The sequence below is a fragment of the Pseudomonas sp. JAI120 genome (genome assembly GCF_014207255.1).
Classification (GTDB): Bacteria; Pseudomonadota; Gammaproteobacteria; order Pseudomonadales; family Pseudomonadaceae; genus Aquipseudomonas.
Window position 1 is genome coordinate 631,412 of the sequence record NZ_JACHCZ010000003.1, and the last position, 17,611, is coordinate 649,022.

The 17,611-nt window shown below is 57.1% G+C and carries 17 protein-coding genes; 3 read left to right on the plus strand and 14 right to left on the minus strand.

Annotation, left to right across the window (positions count from 1 at the left end; translation table 11 throughout):
- Positions 1 to 87: 87 nt before the first annotated feature.
- The 14 genes from glmU to mnmG all read right to left on the minus strand — a co-directional run bounded on the left by glmU (position 88) and on the right by mnmG (position 13,060).
- Complete coding sequence (gene glmU, locus HDC32_RS20400) at positions 88 to 1,455, minus strand: bifunctional UDP-N-acetylglucosamine diphosphorylase/glucosamine-1-phosphate N-acetyltransferase GlmU (protein ID WP_131699635.1); 1,368 nt, start codon at positions 1,453 to 1,455, stop codon at positions 88 to 90.
- 123 nt (positions 1,456 to 1,578) lie between these two features.
- Positions 1,579 to 1,995, minus strand: a complete 417-nt coding sequence (locus tag HDC32_RS20405; RefSeq protein ID WP_003195825.1) for a F0F1 ATP synthase subunit epsilon — start codon at positions 1,993 to 1,995, stop codon at positions 1,579 to 1,581.
- Between the two features lie 44 nt (positions 1,996 to 2,039).
- Positions 2,040 to 3,416, minus strand: coding sequence for a F0F1 ATP synthase subunit beta (gene atpD / locus HDC32_RS20410; RefSeq protein WP_003177062.1), 1,377 nt, complete (start codon positions 3,414 to 3,416; stop codon positions 2,040 to 2,042).
- A gap of 27 nt (positions 3,417 to 3,443) precedes the next feature.
- Entirely contained in the window at positions 3,444 to 4,304 is an 861-nt protein-coding gene (gene atpG, locus HDC32_RS20415; RefSeq protein WP_003195829.1) for a F0F1 ATP synthase subunit gamma, read from the minus strand.
- A gap of 50 nt (positions 4,305 to 4,354) precedes the next feature.
- Positions 4,355 to 5,899 carry a F0F1 ATP synthase subunit alpha gene (atpA, locus tag HDC32_RS20420; RefSeq protein WP_053127456.1) on the minus strand — a complete coding sequence of 515 codons (1,545 nt, stop codon included), beginning with the start codon at positions 5,897 to 5,899 and terminating at the stop codon, positions 4,355 to 4,357.
- 21 nt (positions 5,900 to 5,920) lie between these two features.
- Positions 5,921 to 6,457 carry a F0F1 ATP synthase subunit delta gene (locus tag HDC32_RS20425; RefSeq protein ID WP_053127454.1) on the minus strand — a complete coding sequence of 179 codons (537 nt, stop codon included), beginning with the start codon at positions 6,455 to 6,457 and terminating at the stop codon, positions 5,921 to 5,923.
- Between the two features lie 12 nt (positions 6,458 to 6,469).
- Positions 6,470 to 6,940, minus strand: coding sequence for a F0F1 ATP synthase subunit B (locus HDC32_RS20430; RefSeq protein WP_008439543.1), 471 nt, complete (start codon positions 6,938 to 6,940; stop codon positions 6,470 to 6,472).
- Between the two features lie 55 nt (positions 6,941 to 6,995).
- Positions 6,996 to 7,253 carry a F0F1 ATP synthase subunit C gene (atpE, locus tag HDC32_RS20435; protein WP_002555987.1) on the minus strand — a complete coding sequence of 86 codons (258 nt, stop codon included), beginning with the start codon at positions 7,251 to 7,253 and terminating at the stop codon, positions 6,996 to 6,998.
- Positions 7,254 to 7,386: 133 nt separating this feature from the next.
- Complete coding sequence (atpB, locus tag HDC32_RS20440; protein ID WP_017736231.1) at positions 7,387 to 8,256, minus strand: F0F1 ATP synthase subunit A; 870 nt, start codon at positions 8,254 to 8,256, stop codon at positions 7,387 to 7,389.
- A gap of 16 nt (positions 8,257 to 8,272) precedes the next feature.
- The gene (locus HDC32_RS20445) at positions 8,273 to 8,680 is read right to left on the minus strand and encodes a F0F1 ATP synthase subunit I (protein WP_131699634.1); all 408 of its coding nucleotides are present in this window, start codon (positions 8,678 to 8,680) and stop codon (positions 8,273 to 8,275) included.
- Between the two features lie 148 nt (positions 8,681 to 8,828).
- Positions 8,829 to 9,701 (minus strand): ParB/RepB/Spo0J family partition protein, encoded by an 873-nt coding sequence (locus HDC32_RS20450; protein WP_184745265.1) that lies wholly within the window; start codon positions 9,699 to 9,701, stop codon positions 8,829 to 8,831.
- 9 nt (positions 9,702 to 9,710) lie between these two features.
- Positions 9,711 to 10,508, minus strand: a complete 798-nt coding sequence (locus HDC32_RS20455; RefSeq protein ID WP_015886651.1) for a ParA family protein — start codon at positions 10,506 to 10,508, stop codon at positions 9,711 to 9,713.
- A gap of 18 nt (positions 10,509 to 10,526) precedes the next feature.
- Entirely contained in the window at positions 10,527 to 11,171 is a 645-nt protein-coding gene (gene rsmG, locus HDC32_RS20460; protein ID WP_065926803.1) for a 16S rRNA (guanine(527)-N(7))-methyltransferase RsmG, read from the minus strand.
- Positions 11,168 to 13,060 (minus strand): tRNA uridine-5-carboxymethylaminomethyl(34) synthesis enzyme MnmG, encoded by a 1,893-nt coding sequence (mnmG, locus tag HDC32_RS20465; protein WP_131699632.1) that lies wholly within the window; start codon positions 13,058 to 13,060, stop codon positions 11,168 to 11,170. The genes rsmG and mnmG overlap by 4 nt, the downstream gene beginning before the upstream one ends.
- Before the next feature lie 563 nt (positions 13,061 to 13,623).
- Here mnmG and HDC32_RS20470 point away from each other — a divergent pair.
- From HDC32_RS20470 to HDC32_RS20480, 3 genes are all read left to right on the plus strand, one after another.
- Complete coding sequence (locus tag HDC32_RS20470) at positions 13,624 to 14,130, plus strand: sigma-70 family RNA polymerase sigma factor (RefSeq protein ID WP_145338378.1); 507 nt, start codon at positions 13,624 to 13,626, stop codon at positions 14,128 to 14,130.
- Positions 14,130 to 15,074 carry a FecR domain-containing protein gene (locus HDC32_RS20475; protein WP_145338377.1) on the plus strand — a complete coding sequence of 315 codons (945 nt, stop codon included), beginning with the start codon at positions 14,130 to 14,132 and terminating at the stop codon, positions 15,072 to 15,074. The genes HDC32_RS20470 and HDC32_RS20475 overlap by 1 nt, the downstream gene beginning before the upstream one ends.
- A 93-nt stretch (positions 15,075 to 15,167) precedes the next feature.
- Positions 15,168 to 17,606: a TonB-dependent siderophore receptor gene (locus HDC32_RS20480; protein WP_184745267.1), complete on the plus strand. Its 2,439-nt coding sequence runs from the start codon at positions 15,168 to 15,170 to the stop codon at positions 17,604 to 17,606.
- Positions 17,607 to 17,611 lie beyond the last annotated feature (5 nt).

The window sequence follows — 17,611 nt, forward strand, 5'->3', positions numbered from 1 at the left end:
TCGACTAAAACATTGACTGGAAATCCGCCATCGGGGGCGAGCCCCCTCCCACATTTGGATAGCACTGCTGATGAGGCTGTGGATAACTCAGGTCTTTTTTATTTTGACCGGGCGTTTCCAGCCGTCGATATTGCGTTGGCGGGCGCGGGCTACGGCCAGCTGGGACTTATCCACATCCTGGTTGATGGTTGAGCCCGCTGCCGTATTCGAACCATCGCCGATCGTCACAGGTGCAATCAGCGAGTTGTTGGAACCGATGAATACGTCCTCACCAATCGTCGTCTGGTACTTGTTGGCACCGTCGTAGTTGCAGGTGATTGCGCCAGCGCCGATGTTGCTGCGTGCACCAATCACCGCATCACCGAGGTAGGCCAGGTGGCCGGCCTTTGCGTCGTCGCCCATCCGTGCGTTCTTCAATTCGACAAAATTACCGACGTGCGCCCTGGCGCCCATCACGGTGCCCGGACGCAACCGCGCAAACGGTCCGGCATCGCTGCCCTCGCCCATCACGGCACCGTCGATATGGCTGTTGGCCTTGATCACCACGCCCTTGCGCAGGGTGCTGTCCTTGATCACGCAGTTCGGGCCGATGACCACGTCGTCTTCGATGATCACGCGGCCTTCGAGGACCACGTTGATATCGATCAGTACGTCGCGGCCCACGCTGACCTCACCGCGTACATCGAAGCGAGCCGGGTCGCGCAGGGTCACGCCCTGGGCCATCAGGCGGCGGCCTTCACGCAGTTGGTAGTGACGTTCGAGCTCTGCAAGCTGCTTGCGATCATTGGCGCCCTGCACTTCCATTGGGTCGTGAGGCTGTTCGGTGGCGACCAGCAGGCCATCACTCACGGCCATCTCGATCACATCGGTGAGGTAGTACTCGCCCTGGGCGTTGTTGTTGGACAGACGGCTCATCCAGTCGGCGAGCTTATTGGCAGGCACGGCGAGAATACCGGTGTTGCCTTCGGTGATAGCCCGCTGGGCTTCACTGGCGTCCTTGTGCTCGACGATCGCCGCGACCTTGCCGTCGGCACCGCGCACGATGCGCCCGTAACCGGTGGGGTCATCCAGCTCAACGGTGAGCAGGCCCATCTGGCCGGGCACCACATGCTTGAGCAGGCGTTGCAGGGTTTCCACTTCGATCAGCGGCACGTCACCGTAGAGGATCAGCACGGTGTCGGCGGTAATGAACGGCACAGCTTGCGCGGTGGCGTGGCCGGTCCCCAGTTGTTTGTCCTGCAATACGAAATTCAGGTCATCCGCAGCCAGGCGTTCGCGCACCACATCGGCGCCATGGCCGATCACTACGTGGATACGTTGTGGGTCCAACTGGCGAGCGCTGTGGATAACATGCCCAAGCATGGAATTACCCGCGACAGGGTGCAGCACCTTGGGCAGGGCCGAACGCATGCGGGTGCCTTGGCCTGCGGCGAGAATGACGATTTCAAGAGACATGAATGGCTACCAATCCTGGGCGGTCCGGCTTCAGACCAGAGATGTGTTTTGCTAAATAAAGAAAAAGGGTAGCCGAGGCTACCCTTTTTAATCAATCGCGCATAAGCATCACGGCGTGGCCGCTTACTTCTTGCGGATCTGCTGGAGCGTGCGCAGCTGAGCTGCAGCCTCGGCCAGACGTACAGCAGCAGCGCTGTAGTCGAAGTCCGCACCCTTTTCGTTCAGGGCCTTCTCGGCAGCCTTGACGGCTTCCTGAGCGGAGGCTTCATCCAGATCGCCAGCACGTTGCACGGTGTCGGCAAGTACCTTGACCATGTTCGGCTGAACCTCGAGGAAACCACCGGAGATGTAAAACACCTCACGTTCCCCGCCTTGCTTGGTCAGAGTGATCGGACCTGGCTTCAAGCTGGTGATCAGCGGTGCGTGGCCCATGGCGATACCAAGATCACCCAGGTCACCGTGCGCTGTCACAAACTCCACCAGACCGGAGAAGATTTCCCCTTCCGCGCTGACGATATCGCAATGGACTGTCATAGCCATCTGATTGCCTCAACCTGATGAGCGCCCGTTTCCGGGCGCTTGGATTACAGTTTCTTGGCTTTCTCGATCGCTTCTTCGATGCCGCCGACCATGTAGAACGCTTGTTCTGGCAGGTGGTCGTAGTCACCGTTGAGGATGCCTTTGAAGCCAGCAATGGTGTCTTTCAGGGAAACGTATTTACCCGAAGCACCGGTGAAGACTTCAGCCACGAAGAACGGCTGCGACAAGAAGCGCTGGATCTTACGAGCACGGTTTACCAACTGCTTGTCGGCTTCCGACAGCTCGTCCATACCCAGGATCGCAATGATGTCCTTCAGTTCTTTGTAACGCTGCAGCACGTACTGAACGCCGCGAGCGGTGTCGTAGTGCTCCTGGCCGATCACGTTCGGGTCCAGCTGGCGCGAAGTCGAGTCGAGTGGATCGACCGCTGGGTAGATACCCAGGGAAGCGATGTCACGGGACAGAACGACGGTGGCGTCCAAGTGGGCGAAGGTGGTCGCAGGCGATGGGTCGGTCAAGTCATCCGCAGGTACGTATACCGCTTGGATCGAAGTGATCGAACCTTCCTTGGTCGAAGTGATACGTTCTTGCAGAACGCCCATCTCTTCAGCCAGGGTCGGCTGGTAACCTACTGCGGAAGGCATACGGCCCAGCAGTGCGGATACTTCAGTACCGGCCAGGGTGTAACGGTAGATGTTGTCGACGAACAGCAGAACGTCGTTACCTTCGTCACGGAACTTCTCGGCCATGGTCAGGCCAGTCAGTGCTACGCGCAGACGGTTTCCCGGCGGCTCGTTCATCTGACCGTAAACCAGTGCCACTTTGTCCAGAACGTTGGAGTCCTTCATCTCGTGGTAGAAGTCGTTACCCTCACGAGTACGCTCACCCACACCGGCGAACACGGAATAACCGCTGTGCTCGATGGCGATGTTACGGATCAGTTCCATCATGTTTACGGTCTTGCCTACACCGGCACCACCGAACAGACCGACTTTACCGCCCTTGGCGAACGGGCAAACCAGGTCGATAACCTTGATGCCGGTTTCCAGCAGGTCGTTGCCGCCAGCTTGTTCCGCGAACGAAGGTGCTGGACGGTGAATGCCCCAGCGCTCTTCGGTGTCGATCGGGCCAGCTTCGTCAATCGGGTTGCCCAGTACGTCCATGATCCGGCCCAGGGTCGCTTTACCGACCGGTACGGAGATGGCTGCGCCAGAGTCGATTACGTCCAGACCGCGCTTCAAGCCTTCGGTGGAACCCATCGCAATGGTACGAACTACGCCGTCGCCCAGCTGCTGCTGAACTTCCAGAGTAGTTTCCGCGCCTTGTACTTTCAGCGCGTTGTAGATGCTCGGTACGCTGTCGCGTGGAAATTCCACGTCGATAACGGCGCCGATGATTTGAACGATACGTCCGCTACTCATAGCTGGATCCTCTGAATATTTGAACCGTTAAACCGCGGCAGCGCCGCCGACGATTTCCGAGATCTCTTGGGTGATCGCAGCCTGACGCGCCTTGTTGTAGATCAGCTGCAAATCGCTGATCAGATCACCGGCGTTATCGGTAGCGTTTTTCATCGCGATCATCCGCGCCGCTTGTTCAGCTGCGTTGTTCTCGACCACCGCCTGGTACACCTGCGACTCCACGTAGCGCACCATCAAGCCGTCAAGCAGCTCTTTGGCGTCTGGTTCGTAGAGGTAGTCCCAGTGGTGCTTGAGTTCCTGATCCGGAGTCGCCACCAGTGGAATCAATTGCTCCACGGTTGGCTGCTGGGTCATGGTGTTGATGAACTTGTTGGATACCACGGAGAGGCGGTCAATCCGGCCTTCCAGGTACGCATCCAGCATCACCTTCACACTGCCGATCAAATCATTGATCGACGGCTCTTCACCCAGGTGGCTGATAGCTGCAACGACGTTACCGCCGAAGTTGCGGAAAAAGGCCGCACCCTTGCTACCAACAACACACAGATCGATCTCGACGCCGTTTTCGCGGTTTACCGCCATGTCCTTGACCAGGGCCTTGAACAGGTTGGTATTCAAACCACCGCACAAACCACGGTCACTGCTCACTACCACATAACCCACACGCTTGACGGCGCGTTCGATCATGAATGGGTGGCGGTATTCCGGGTTGGCGTTGGCCAGATGCCCAATTACCTGGCGGATACGCTCCGCATAAGGACGGCTAGCAGCCATGCGCATTTGTGCCTTGCGCATTTTGCTGACCGCCACTTTTTCCATGGCGCTGGTAATTTTTTGCGTGCTTTTGATGCTCGCAATCTTACTGCGAATCTCTTTTGCGCCTGCCATGTAACACCTATCAGGTTAGCAAGCGGGAGCCTTGCGGCTCCCGCTGCGGCTTACCAGGTTTGGGTGGCCTTGAACTTCTCGATACCGGCTTTCATGCCAGCGTCGATATCGTCATTGAAGTCACCCTTCACGTTGATCTTCGCCATCAATTCGGCGTGATCGCGGTTGAAGTAAGCAATCAGCGCTTGTTCAAAGCTGCCGACCTTGGCGATTTCAACGTCGGTCAGGAACCCACGCTCAGCGGCATACAGCGACAACGCCATGTCAGCGATCGACATTGGGGCGTATTGCTTCTGCTTCATCAGCTCGGTAACGCGCTGACCATGCTCAAGTTGCTTACGGGTCGCTTCGTCCAGGTCAGAAGCGAACTGGGCGAATGCCGCCAGTTCACGGTACTGAGCCAGAGCGGTACGGATACCACCGGAGAGCTTCTTGATGATCTTGGTCTGAGCGGCACCACCCACACGGGATACCGAAACACCGGCGTTCACTGCAGGGCGGATGCCCGAGTTGAACATGGCCGATTCCAGGAAGATCTGACCGTCGGTGATGGAAATCACGTTGGTCGGAACGAACGCGGAAACGTCGCCAGCCTGGGTTTCGATGATCGGCAGCGCGGTCAGGGAACCGGTTTTGCCGGTCACTGCGCCGTTGGTGAACTTCTCTACGTACTCTTCCGAAACGCGGGATGCGCGCTCCAGCAGACGGGAGTGGAGATAGAACACGTCGCCTGGGTAAGCTTCACGGCCTGGTGGACGGCGCAGCAGCAGGGAAATCTGGCGGTAAGCCACTGCTTGCTTGGACAGATCGTCATAAACGATCAGCGCGTCTTCACCGCGGTCGCGGAAGAATTCACCCATGGTGCAACCGGAGTACGGTGCCAGGAATTGCAGCGCAGGAGATTCCGAAGCACTGGCAGCCACGATGATCGTGTTGGCCAGGGCGCCGTTTTCTTCCAGCTTGCGAACCACGTTGGCGATGGTCGATTGCTTCTGACCGATCGCTACGTAGACGCAGAAAATGCCGCTGTTCTTCTGGTTGATGATCGCGTCGATCGCCAGAGCGGTTTTACCGATCTGACGGTCACCGATGATCAGCTCACGCTGGCCACGGCCGACAGGGATCATGGCATCGACAGCCTTGTAGCCAGTCTGTACAGGCTGGTCTACCGACTTACGCCAGATCACGCCTGGAGCAACTTTCTCGACAGCGTCGGTCTCGGTGTTGCCCAGTGGACCTTTACCGTCAACAGGGTTACCCAGTGCGTCGACTACGCGACCCAGCAGTTCCTTACCAACTGGAACCTCCAGGATGCGGCCTGTGCACTTGGCGCTCATGCCTTCAGCCAGACTGGTGTACGCGCCCAATACAACGGCACCTACGGAGTCTTGCTCCAGGTTGAGGGCCATACCGAAGACGCCGCCCGGAAACTCGATCATCTCGCCGTACATAACGTCGGCCAGACCGTGAATCCGCACGATGCCGTCAGATACGCTGACGACAGTGCCTTCGTTACGGGCTTGGGAGGTCACATCGAGCTTGTCGATGCGGCCCTTGATAATTTCACTTATTTCGGAAGGATTGAGTTGCTGCATTGCTCTGCTGCCCCTTCAAACTCAAGATTTCAATGCTTCGGCAAGATTCGCGAGTTTGCCGCGAATCGAGCCATCGATAACCAGGTCGCCGGCGCGAATGACAACACCCCCAATGAGGGATGGGTCTTCCGCAACTTGCAGGCGCACTTCCCGGTCGAGTCGTGCACTGAGAACCTTGGCGAGTTTGTCTTGCTGTTCTTGGTTCAATGCAAAAGCACTGGTCACTTCAACGTCTACCGATTTCTCTTGCTCGGCCTTGTACAGGTCGAACAGAGCGGCAATCTCCGGCAAAAGCAGGAGACGGTCGTTTTCGGCGATGACGTTGATGAAGTTCTGCACTTTCACATCAAACTTGTCGCCGCACACTTCAATAAAAGTGGCGGCCTTGTCTGCGCTCGTCAGTCGCGGGGCCTTGAGCACGCGCTGCATGGTGTCGTCTTGCGACACTGCTGCAGCCAGGCCGAGCATGGCTGACCAAGAGGCCAGCTGCTGGTGGGCCTGGGCGTGCTCGAAGGCTGCCTTAGCGTAAGGTCGGGCCAACGTGGTCAATTCTGCCATGATCGCCCTCGCTTAAATTTCAGCAGCCAGTTTGTTAACCAGCTCCGCGTGCGCGTTTTGATCAATTGTGGCACCCAGGATCTTCTCAGCACCGCCGACGGCCAGAGCACCCAATTGGGCACGCAGCGCATCTTTGACACCGTTCAGTTCCTGCTCGATCTCGGCTTGAGCCTGAACCTTCACACGGTCAGCGTCGATACGGGCTTTTTCAACAGCCTCTTCAACGATCTGGTTACCGCGTTTCTTGGCTTGCTCAATGATTTCGGCTGCTTGAGCTTTCGCTTCGCGCAGTTGCTGACCCGCTTTATCTTGGGCCAACTCCAGGTCGCGAGCTGCTCGTGCGGCAGCGTCCAGTCCATCCGCGATCTTCTTTTGACGTTCGTGCAAAGCCGCGATGACCGGAGGCCATACGAACTTCATGCAGAAAACGACAAAAATCAAGAACGCTAAGGACTGACCAATAATGGTTGCATTAATGTTCACGCCAATACCTCGCTCATTCGTTGCACAACACACCAATCACTCGAGAAACGAGTGATTAACCGGCGAGTTGACCAACGAAGGGGTTCGCGAAGGTGAAGAACAGAGCGATACCAACGCCGATCATGGTCACGGCGTCGAGCAGGCCGGCAACGATGAACATTTTAACTTGCAGCATTGGAACCATTTCTGGCTGACGCGCTGCGCCTTCCAGGAACTTGCCGCCCAGCAGGCCGAAACCAATGGCAGTACCCAGGGCGCCCAGGCCGATCAACAGTGCAACAGCGATAGCGGTTAGACCAACTACAGTTTCCATCTTTCCTCCCGACTTTTACGTCGTATGGTTTAGGTTTTTTAGATTTTAAAGCGGTAAAACAAATCGTTTCATAGCCCTGGTGGGCCACCTTCCCGTTTCACCGGGAAGGACATCAGACTAGTCGAGACTGGTCTTAATGGTTCTCTTCGTGCGCCATCGACAGGTAGACGATGGTCAGCATCATGAAGATGAAGGCCTGCAGGGTGATGATCAGGATGTGGAACACAGCCCACGCCCACTGCAGAACAATGCCCAGGCCGCTAAGCCAGAGCAGGCCGCTGCCGAACATCACAGCGATCAGAATGAACACCAGCTCGCCGGCATACATGTTGCCGAACAGTCGCAGGGCCAGGGAGATCGGCTTGGCGATCAGGGTGACGAATTCCAGCAGGAAGTTCACCGGGATCAGCAGGGCTTGAACGAAGATGTTCTTGCTGCCGAACGGGTGCAGGGTCAGTTCGCCGATGAAGCCGCCGATGCCCTTGATCTTGATGCTGTAGAAAATGATCAACGCAAATACCGACAGGGCCATGCCCAGGGTAGCGTTCGGGTCAGTGGTCGATACGGCACGGAATGGAATGTGCGGATCGCCGGAAATCGCCATGGCCAGCTGAGGAATCCAGTCAACCGGGATCAGGTCGACGGCGTTCATCAGGAACACCCAGACGAAGATGGTCAGTGCCAGCGGTGCAATCACCGGGCTACGGCCATGGAAGCTGTCTTTCACGCTGCCATCGACGAATTCGACCAATACTTCAACGAAGTTCTGCAAAGCACCTGGCTGACCGGAAGTTGCCTTCTTTGCCGCCATGCGGAAAATCAGGACGAAGATCAGACCCAAAGCGACCGACCAGCCCAGAGTATCCAGGTGGAAAGCCCAGAAGCCCATTTCTTTGGCCTCTGCTGCGGAGTGGGCAAAGCCCCAGCCGCCGTTGGGAAGCTGACCGAAGGTCAGGTTCTGCAAGTGGTGCTGGATATAGCCCGAAGCGGTTGTTTCTGCCATGGTTGCCTCAAACGCCCTAAGGTTTCGAAAGTCTTGTTTTCATTAGCAGGGGAGCGAACCAGCTGACCAGTTGGGTCAACACGAAGACGCCGAATACAGCCAGCGGCGCCAATGGCTTCACACCTGCAAAGGTCAGTGCAAACAGCACTGCCGTCAAAATCAGTTTCCCCGCCTCGCCGGCATAAAAAGACCGGACGATAGCCTGGGCTGCTCGGGCGCCGGAAAACCGAAAGGCCCTGTGAGCAAAATACATATTGGGCAGCAAGGCTATCAGGCCTCCGCAAAGTCCTGAATATCCGGCTACGACTCCATGCCAGTACCAAAGCGCCAATGCGGCGATCAGCAAAATGACAAATTGAGCCAATAAAACCGGAAAAACAGCCAAGCGATGGAAGGGCGACGTGTTTGGCGTGCGGGTTTCCATCACTCTTGCTCCTCAATAGTCGGCTGCCGGAAATCAATAACTTGGCATAATTTGTGCCGACAAAATGCGCGCAGAGTATAGGGGCGGTTCTGCCCCTATTCAACTGCCGGGTAGTGATTTCCGATCACGCGCTACATAAGCAAATGTTTCAGCGGATGTGGGCAAGGACGCCCTGAAGCTCATCAAGGGAGTTATATCCGATGACCAATTGTCCTTTGCCTTTCTTGCCGTGGCGAATTTGTACCGCAGAGCCCAGGCGCTCGGCCAGGCGCTGCTCCAGGCGCGCAATATCCGGATCAGGTTTGGCCGCTTCGACCGGTGCAGGTTTGCCGCTGAGCCACTGGCGAACCAGGGCCTCGGTCTGACGAACGGTGAGCCCTCGTGCGACAACGTGTCGCGCCCCTTCAACCTGTTGACTTTCCGGTAAACCGAGCAAAGCACGGGCGTGACCCATCTCGAGGTCGCCATGGGACAACATGGTCTTGATGACCTCCGGCAGCGCGATCAGGCGCAGCAAGTTGGACACGGTGACACGGGATTTACCCACGGCCTCGGCGACCTGTTGCTGGGTCAGCTGGAACTCCTGCTGCAAACGCTGCAGGGCGATCGCTTCTTCGATCGGGTTGAGGTCTTCACGCTGGATGTTCTCGATCAACGCCATGGCGATGGCGGTTTCATCCGTTACATCGCGCACCATCGCCGGGATGGTGTCCTTGCCGGCCTGCTGGCTGGCGCGCCAGCGGCGTTCACCGGCGATGATTTCAAAGCGGCCGCCGCCGATCGGGCGAACCACAATCGGCTGCATCACACCCTGAGCCTTGATCGAATTGGCCAGCTCCTCCAGCGCCTGGGGATCCATGTCCCGGCGTGGCTGATATTTGCCGCGCTGGATCAGGTCCAGGGGCAGGTGCTGCAGCTCACGTTCGTCAGCCTGCACCGCCTGTTCTTCAAGCGATGTGACGGTCGGACCACTCAACAGTGCATCCAGTCCACGTCCGAGACCTCGTTTCTTGACGGCCATGGGGATTCCTTAAGTTGGCTGGGCTGCAGCGGTGCGTGAGTTGCGGCGTTGACGACGAACCATCTCGCCGGCCAATGCCAGGTAGGCAATGGCACCACGCGAAGTCTTGTCGTACGCCAACGCCGGCATGCCATAGCTCGGCGCTTCGGCCAAGCGGATGTTACGTGGGATCACGGTGTCGTACAGCTGCTCGCCAAAGTGTTCCTTGAGCTGGGCCGAGACATCGTTCATCAGGCTCAGCCGCGGGTCGAACATGGTGCGCAGCAGGCCTTCGATCTGCAGGTTCGGGTTGAGCAACTCGGCGATACGCTTGATGTTATCCACAAGGTCGCTCAACCCTTCCAGCGCGTAGTACTCGCACTGCATGGGAATGATCACCCCATCGGCCGCCACCAGTGCGTTAAGTGTGAGCATCGACAGCGACGGTGGGCAGTCGATCAAAATGTAGTCGTAGTTCTCGCGGATCGGTGCCAAAGCGCTGCGCAGACGGCTCTCCTTCATCTGCATTTCCAGCAGCACCACTTCCGCCGCTGTCAAATCGCGGTTGGCCGGCAGCAGTTGATAACCGCCATGCTCGGAGTAGTGCATGGCCTGGGCCAGGTCGCATTCGCCAATCAGCAAGTCGTAGACCGAGTTTTCCAAGCCGTGTTTATCCACACCGCTACCCATGGTGGCGTTGCCCTGTGGATCGAGATCGATCAACAGCACCCGGCGCTTGGTGGCGACCAGAGATGCTGCGAGGTTGATGCAGGTGGTGGTTTTGCCCACGCCACCTTTCTGGTTCGCTATCGCGAATACCTTAGCCATTCTTGCTTGTGTTCCCAATCATGCCGTGCGGCGCAGTATCAGCAGATGGCGTTGGCCTTGGCAACCGGGTACGGCCAAGGCGTGTTCGCTATCGAGGTGGAAGTCTGCCGGCAATGCTAACAGCTCATCGCTTGGATGGACGCCCTTCATTGCCAGCCAGCGGGTGTCACGGTCGCCCAGGTGACGGGTCCAGTTGCTGAAGTTCTCCATGCTGCTGAACGCCCGGGAAACAATTCCGTTGAAGGGCAGTTCAGGCGTGAAGGCTTCGACGCGACTGTGGATAACTTGCAGGTTATCCAGCTTGAGCTCGAGTTTGACCTGGGTCAGGAAACGAGTTTTCTTGCCGTTGCTGTCCAGGCAGGTCACCTGCGACTCGGGAAACAGGATAGCCAGTGGAATGCCAGGCATACCGCCACCACTGCCCACGTCAAGCCAACGACCGTTTTCGATAAATGGCATCACGCTCAGGCTGTCGAGCAAGTGACGGGAAACCATTTCGTCGGGATCACGCACGGCCGTCAGGTTGTAAGCCTTGTTCCACTTGATCAACAGGGCCAGGTAACCCAACAGCAAATCGTGCTGGGCTTCGGTCAAGTCCACGCCCAACTGGCGCGCACCTGTGGATAACTCTTCGGCGTGTTGCGAGGTGACCAACGAACTCAAGCGCTTTGCTCCAACTGACGGCCCGCGCCGCGTTTTTTCAAGTGAATCATCAACAGCGAAATGGCTGCCGGGGTGACGCCGGGGATACGTGAAGCCTGGCCGAGCGTTTCGGGGCGAGTTATCCCCAGCTTGCTTTGGATTTCTTTCGACAATCCGGAAATGCCGGTGTAGTCGATATCCACAGGCAGCTTGGTGTCTTCACTGGCGCGCAGACGAGCGATCTCGTCCTGCTGGCGGTCAATGTAACCGGCATACTTGGTTTTGATTTCGACCTGCTCGGCAACCTGTGGATCATCTGCGCCGCCGCCGGTCACTTCGACCAGACCCGCGTAATCGATCTCCGGGCGGGACAGCAGGTTCAGCAGGTTGTACTCGTGGGTCAGCGGCGTGCCGAATTTTTCCGCAATCGCGTCGCCCTGCTGGGTGCCCGGGCGAACCCAAGTACTTTTCAGGCGTTGCTCTTCGAGCTCGATGCTTTCGCGTTTTTTGCAGAAGGCGGCCCAACGGGCATCGTCGACCAGGCCCAGTTCACGACCTTTTTCGGTCAGGCGCAGGTCGGCGTTGTCTTCGCGCAGGATCAGGCGATATTCCGCTCGGGAAGTAAACATCCGATACGGTTCCTGGGTTCCCAGGGTAATCAGGTCATCGACCAACACGCCGATATACGCTTCATCGCGACGCGGGCACCAGCTGTCTTTGCCCTGTGCACGCAATGCGGCGTTGGTCCCGGCCAGCAAACCTTGGGCGCCGGCTTCTTCGTAACCGGTGGTGCCGTTGATTTGGCCAGCGAAGAACAGACCGCCGATCACTTTGGTTTCAAGGCTGTACTTCAGGTCACGCGGGTCGAAGTAGTCGTATTCGATGGCGTAGCCCGGTCGCACGATGTGTGCGTTTTCCATGCCGCGAATCGATTGCACGATCTGGATTTGCACATCGAACGGCAGGGAAGTGGAAATCCCGTTTGGGTACAACTCGTGGGTGGTCAGCCCTTCAGGCTCGATGAAGACCTGGTGGCTTTCCTTGTCGGCAAAGCGGTGGATCTTGTCTTCGATCGACGGGCAGTAACGCGGGCCAATCCCTTCGATCACCCCGGAGTACATCGGCGAACGGTCGAGGTTCGCGGCAATGATTTCGTGAGTTCGGGCGTTGGTGTGGGTAATCCAGCAGCTCACCTGTTTGGGGTGTTGCTCTTTGGAACCCATGAACGACATCACCGGAATCGGTGTGTCGCCGGCTTGTTCGGTCATCACCGAAAAATCCACGGAACGTCCGTCAATACGCGGCGGGGTCCCGGTTTTCAGCCGACCGACGCGCAGCGGCAATTCGCGCAGGCGTTTTGCCAGGGCAATCGACGGCGGATCACCGGCGCGGCCACCCGAATAGTTCTGCATACCGATGTGGATAAGTCCGCCGAGGAACGTACCGGTGGTCAACACCACGGATTCTGCGAAGAAACGCAGGCCCATTTGGGTGACAACACCGCGAACCACGTCCTGTTCGACGATCAAGTCATCGGCGGCTTGCTGAAATATCCACAGGTTGGGCTGGTTTTCCAGGGTTTCGCGGACCGCGGCCTTGTACAGGATGCGGTCTGCCTGGGCTCGAGTGGCACGCACGGCCGGGCCTTTGCGGCTGTTGAGCACACGAAATTGAATACCACCCTTGTCGGTGGCCTCGGCCATCACGCCACCAAGGGCATCGATTTCCTTGACCAGATGGCTTTTGCCGATCCCACCAATGGCAGGGTTGCAACTCATGGCACCGAGGGTTTCCACGTTATGCGTCAACAACAGGGTTTTTACGCCCATGCGTGCTGACGCCAGTGCTGCCTCGGTACCGGCATGACCGCCGCCGATGACGATCACTTCAAAACGGGAAGGGAAATCCACCACGCACCTCGTGCCTGCTTATGTAGGTAATCAGGAGTTGTTTGTTGAAAGGGTTTTGGAGCTTTGGCGGCAAGTATAGGGACTTCGCCCTTCCTAAAGAACCCTTTGCACAAAATTTAACCAGCTGTGGATGAATCACAGACAATAAAAATTAAAAGAGAGAAAGTTATTAAATCTTTGTTTTTATGTTTATTTCTACTGAGCACGTTTTCTGTGGATAGATCTCTACAGGCCTTTATTTACAATGTGTACAGCGATTCAAAAGTCTGTGGTCATGTGCCAATGAGGCCCTTGGATAAGTGCTTTAAGCCTGTGGATTAAACAGGCTGTTATCCACAGAGGGGTTTTTACTCAGGTTTCAAGCCCTCTTATCAACTGGGCACAGGGGCGGTTATTCACAGGGCTTAATCCACAGAACTCCGTGCAATGGTGTGAATTTCGCCCACGATGAAGCCCACCGAATCTTTCTATTGGGGGGAAGCACGTCAAAAAAGAGATCTATTGTGAGAAAACAGCGAGGCAGTTAATAATAGCGATTATCATTAACCTACCTTGTCATGCCTATGTCCCCTTCTTCACACACGGCTGCGGTTCAGAACATCTACGAGCAGCACCATTCCTGGTTGCACGGGTGGCTCAAAGGTAAGTTGCATAACGCCTGCGATGCAGCCGATGTGGCGCACGATACGTTCGTGCGCATTTTGGGTGGGCGGCATGCGGCGCAGATTGTTGAACCGCGTGACTACCTGGCGACCATCGCCAGGGGCCTGGTGATTGATCGTTATCGCCGGCATGGCATCGAGCAGGCCTACAAGCAAACCTTGGCCGAACGGCCTGAAACCACGGCCATCAGTGAAGAAGACAAGGCCATCATTATCGAGACGCTGGTGGCTGTGGATAAAGCCCTGTCCGGACTCGGCGAGCGAGCGCGACGGATCTTCCTGTTGTCGCAGATCGAGGGGCTGACTTATCAACAGATCGCCGATCAACTGCAGGTGTCGCTGACCACGGTGAAGAAGCACATGATCCGCGCATTGACTGAATGCTCGCTGATCGTGGCCAGCCTGTAATGGCCGCCCCCGATCGCAAGACCTTCGAGGCCGCTGCTAATTGGTATGTACAGTTTCAATCCCAAACGCCTACGGCTGCTGAACGCCTTGCCTGGCAACAGTGGCTCAACGGCGATCCGTCCCATCAGGCGGCATGGAACCAGATGGAGCAATTGCAGCGCAGTCTCGGCGCCCTGCCCCAGGATTTCACCCGCCGGGCATTGTCGACCACGCAACAACGTCGTCAGGTGTTGAAGTGGATGTTGGTAATGGGCGGTACCGGGTGCCTGGGGTGGAATGTTCAGCAACATACCTCCCTGGGAAATGTATGGGCCGACTACCGGACATCTGTGGGTGAGCGCCGGCGCGTCGTATTGGCTGACGGCACACGGATTGATCTGAATACCAGCACGGCGATTGACGTGATATTCGATGGGCACCAACGTTTGATCCGGCTGCGTGAAGGCGAAGTACTTATCCACACCGGGAAGTTGGGCGGGCAGACGCCCTTTTATGTCGAAACCCGCCAAGGCAGAGTCCAGGCACTGGGTACACGGTTTACAGTGCGCCAGTTGCCGGATTCCACACGTGTCGGTGTTCTGGAGGATCGCGTAAGTGTGTCCCCTGGTGACCAGCCCGGCCATGCTCGACTGCTCGGTGCCGGTGAAAGCGCTGACTTTGATCGTCAAAACGTGGGGCTTGACCACACGTATAGCGGGTCCCAGGCAGCCTGGGTCGATGGCCAGCTGATCGTATTGGATGCTCGCCTCGGGGATGTGATCGAAGACCTCGCCCGCTACCGTCCCGGTGTCCTGAAATGCGACTTGGCTTGTGCACGTCTACGTGTTTCCGGAACCTTCCGCCTGGACTCCACCGATGCGGTACTGGCGAATCTGCAGGCAACCTTGCCTATTCAGGTGAAATACTTCACTCGCTATTGGGTTTCGGTGAAGCGAATCTCCTGATAGCAAAAAAATATCCTCACAAAGGGTTATCTTTTTTTTACCTGATACGGCCCTAAAGGTAATTACGACGCCACCTTCAGGGCTTATCCACCTATGCGCCTTCGCACCAAGCTCCGCCAGCGACTTTCCTACCACGGTATGACGTGCAGCCTGCTGCTCGGCACGGCAGCCACAGCCGGTGTTTTGCTATCCAGTGACGCCATGGCCGCCAGCGCGGTGCAGCATTACGTCATTGCGGCCGGCCCCCTGGACAATGCCTTGAGTCAATTTGCCGCCAGGGCGAATGTGATTCTGTCTTTCTCGCCCCACCAAACCGCGCGCTTGAACACAACCGGGCTGGAAGGTGACTATTCGGTTGAGCAAGGTTTTGCACTGTTGCTGCAGAACTCAGGGTTACAAGCTGTAGTCCAGGCGCCTGGCAGCTATGTGCTGCAGGCCATTCCTACAGGGCAACTCACGCTCGCGCCCACCACAGTCAGCACTTATCAACAGGCGGGGTTCAATCAAGAGATTGCCGGGGATGTGGGCTACAAAGCGCAAAACAGCCGTATCGGTACCAAGACCAGCACGCCTCTGTCGGAAACACCGCGTTCGGTATCGGTCGTCACCGGCCAGCGCATCAAAGACCAGAAGTCGCAGACCCTGACTGAAGTATTGGGTTACGTGCCAGGTATCTTCGCGCCGCCCTTTGCTGCTGGCGACGGTCTTGCGGGGGACTTGTTCTTCATCCGCGGTTTCAATGCCACGGATTACGGCTACGGCCTGCTGCGAGATGGCCTGCGCGTACAAGGCAATCGGTACGACACCACCAGTGAGCCCTATGGCCTGGAGCGGGTCGAAATCTTTCGTGGGCCTTCTTCCCTGCTGTACGGTGAAAACGCGCCTGGCGGTTTAGTGAACTTGGTGAGCAAACATCCGACTGCCACGCCGCAAGGTGAAGTGCAGCTCGGTTATGGCTCGAATAATCGGCGTCAGTTGGGTGTGGATATCTCTGGTCCACTAAACGACAGCGGCAATATCCTTGGCCGGGTTGTGATGCTTGGCCGCAAGTCTGACACGCAGACTGACCATGTTCCTGATGATCGCCTGTATATCGCGCCTTCACTGACCCTGAATTTCGACGATTTCAACACGCTCACTCTGTTGGCCAATTACCAAAAGGACCACACCAATCTCGAACTTGGCCTACCCGCTGCGGGGACCTTGCTTACAAATCCAAACGGAAAGCTGTCCAAGCACACCATGCTCGGCGACCCAGACTGGAATACGTTCGAACGTGAAGCCTGGAGCAGCGGATACGAATTCAGCCACAGCTTCAATGATGAGTGGCAGTTCCGACAGAACTCGCGGTACATGCAATCGCGCATCAACCGTCACGAAACCTGGCCGAGCACATTGAACAATGGCGGTTTCGGCACCCAACTGAACATGACGGCCTACGACCGCTACAACAAGTCGATGGTCTACTCCCTGGATAACCAGTTGGAAGGAAAATTCCAGGTCGGGGGCCTGGAAAATACGGTGCTGTTCGGCGCCAGTTATGACCGAACCTCGTTCAACCAGGATTGGGACGCAGGCTTCGCCGGCACCATCAATGTGTATAACCCCGTGTACCTGCGTGAACCGCTTACCCCGGTGGCCGTGCAAAACACCTTGCTCGAGCAGCAGATGAAAGGTGTTTATGCACAAATCCAGAGCAAGTATGACCACTGGTTGTTCCTGCTGGGCGGCCGCCAGGACTGGGTCGACAGTGATTTCCGCGACAAGGTCAACAAAGCCAGCAACACCGGCTCCGAAGACCGCAAGTTTACCTACCAGGGCGGGGTGATGTACCAGTTCGACAACGGCCTGACGCCGTACGTCAGCTACTCCACCGCATTTGTGCCTGTACAGCAGATCTCCAACGCCGGTTCACCGTTGAAGCCGATCACCAGCAGTCAGTACGAAGTGGGTGTGAAGTACGAGCCGGTCGGCTGGGATACAGCGATGACCCTGTCGGTGTATGACTTGCGCAAGGAAGACGACACCTACCTCGACGCCACCACCAACAGCTACCGCCAGGTGGGCGAAAGCCGGGCCAAAGGTGCCGAGGTCGAGGTGAACAGCAATATCACGCCCAACCTGAATGTGACCGCAGCCTACACCTACACTGACGCTCGTATTACCAAGGACTCGGCTACCTCGCTGGTTGAGGGGCATCAGATGACGGGGGTTCCGCGCAACCAGGCCTCGGCGTGGGGCAAGTACCGATTTCTCGATGGCCAACTCAAGGGTTTGTCCCTGGGCGGCGGTGTGCGCTATTTCGACAGTACGTTTTCTTACACCCAGCCAAGCCTGTACGGAAAGCTGGATGCTGGGAGCGTCACTCTGGTGGACGCAGCCGTGGGCTATCAGATCGACAAGCACTGGTCAGTGGACGTGAACGCCAAGAATCTGTTCGACAAGGAGTATGTTTCTGGCTGCAACGACGCGGGCCGCTGCTATTGGGGTGACAGTCGCACACTGCTTGGCACTGTTTCGTACAACTGGTGAAGGAT

Bases quoted from the DNA above. Each gene is read 5' to 3' on its own strand.
- atpE (WP_002555987.1), bottom strand. From the start codon at position 7,253: ATGGAAACTGTAGTTGGTCTAACCGCTATCGCTGTTGCACTGTTGATC.
- HDC32_RS20445 (WP_131699634.1), bottom strand. From the start codon at position 8,680: ATGGAAACCCGCACGCCAAACACGTCGCCCTTCCATCGCTTGGCTGTT.
- atpD (WP_003177062.1), bottom strand. From the start codon at position 3,416: ATGAGTAGCGGACGTATCGTTCAAATCATCGGCGCCGTTATCGACGTG.
- atpA (WP_053127456.1), bottom strand. From the start codon at position 5,899: ATGCAGCAACTCAATCCTTCCGAAATAAGTGAAATTATCAAGGGCCGC.
- HDC32_RS20475 (WP_145338377.1), top strand. From the start codon at position 14,130: ATGGCCGCCCCCGATCGCAAGACCTTCGAGGCCGCTGCTAATTGGTAT.
- HDC32_RS20425 (WP_053127454.1), bottom strand. From the start codon at position 6,457: ATGGCAGAATTGACCACGTTGGCCCGACCTTACGCTAAGGCAGCCTTC.
- HDC32_RS20470 (WP_145338378.1), top strand. From the start codon at position 13,624: ATGTCCCCTTCTTCACACACGGCTGCGGTTCAGAACATCTACGAGCAG.
- atpB (WP_017736231.1), bottom strand. From the start codon at position 8,256: ATGGCAGAAACAACCGCTTCGGGCTATATCCAGCACCACTTGCAGAAC.
- HDC32_RS20480 (WP_184745267.1), top strand. From the start codon at position 15,168: ATGCGCCTTCGCACCAAGCTCCGCCAGCGACTTTCCTACCACGGTATG.
- HDC32_RS20455 (WP_015886651.1), bottom strand. From the start codon at position 10,508: ATGGCTAAGGTATTCGCGATAGCGAACCAGAAAGGTGGCGTGGGCAAA.
- atpG (WP_003195829.1), bottom strand. From the start codon at position 4,304: ATGGCAGGCGCAAAAGAGATTCGCAGTAAGATTGCGAGCATCAAAAGC.
- HDC32_RS20405 (WP_003195825.1), bottom strand. From the start codon at position 1,995: ATGGCTATGACAGTCCATTGCGATATCGTCAGCGCGGAAGGGGAAATC.
- glmU (WP_131699635.1), bottom strand. From the start codon at position 1,455: ATGTCTCTTGAAATCGTCATTCTCGCCGCAGGCCAAGGCACCCGCATG.
- HDC32_RS20450 (WP_184745265.1), bottom strand. From the start codon at position 9,701: ATGGCCGTCAAGAAACGAGGTCTCGGACGTGGACTGGATGCACTGTTG.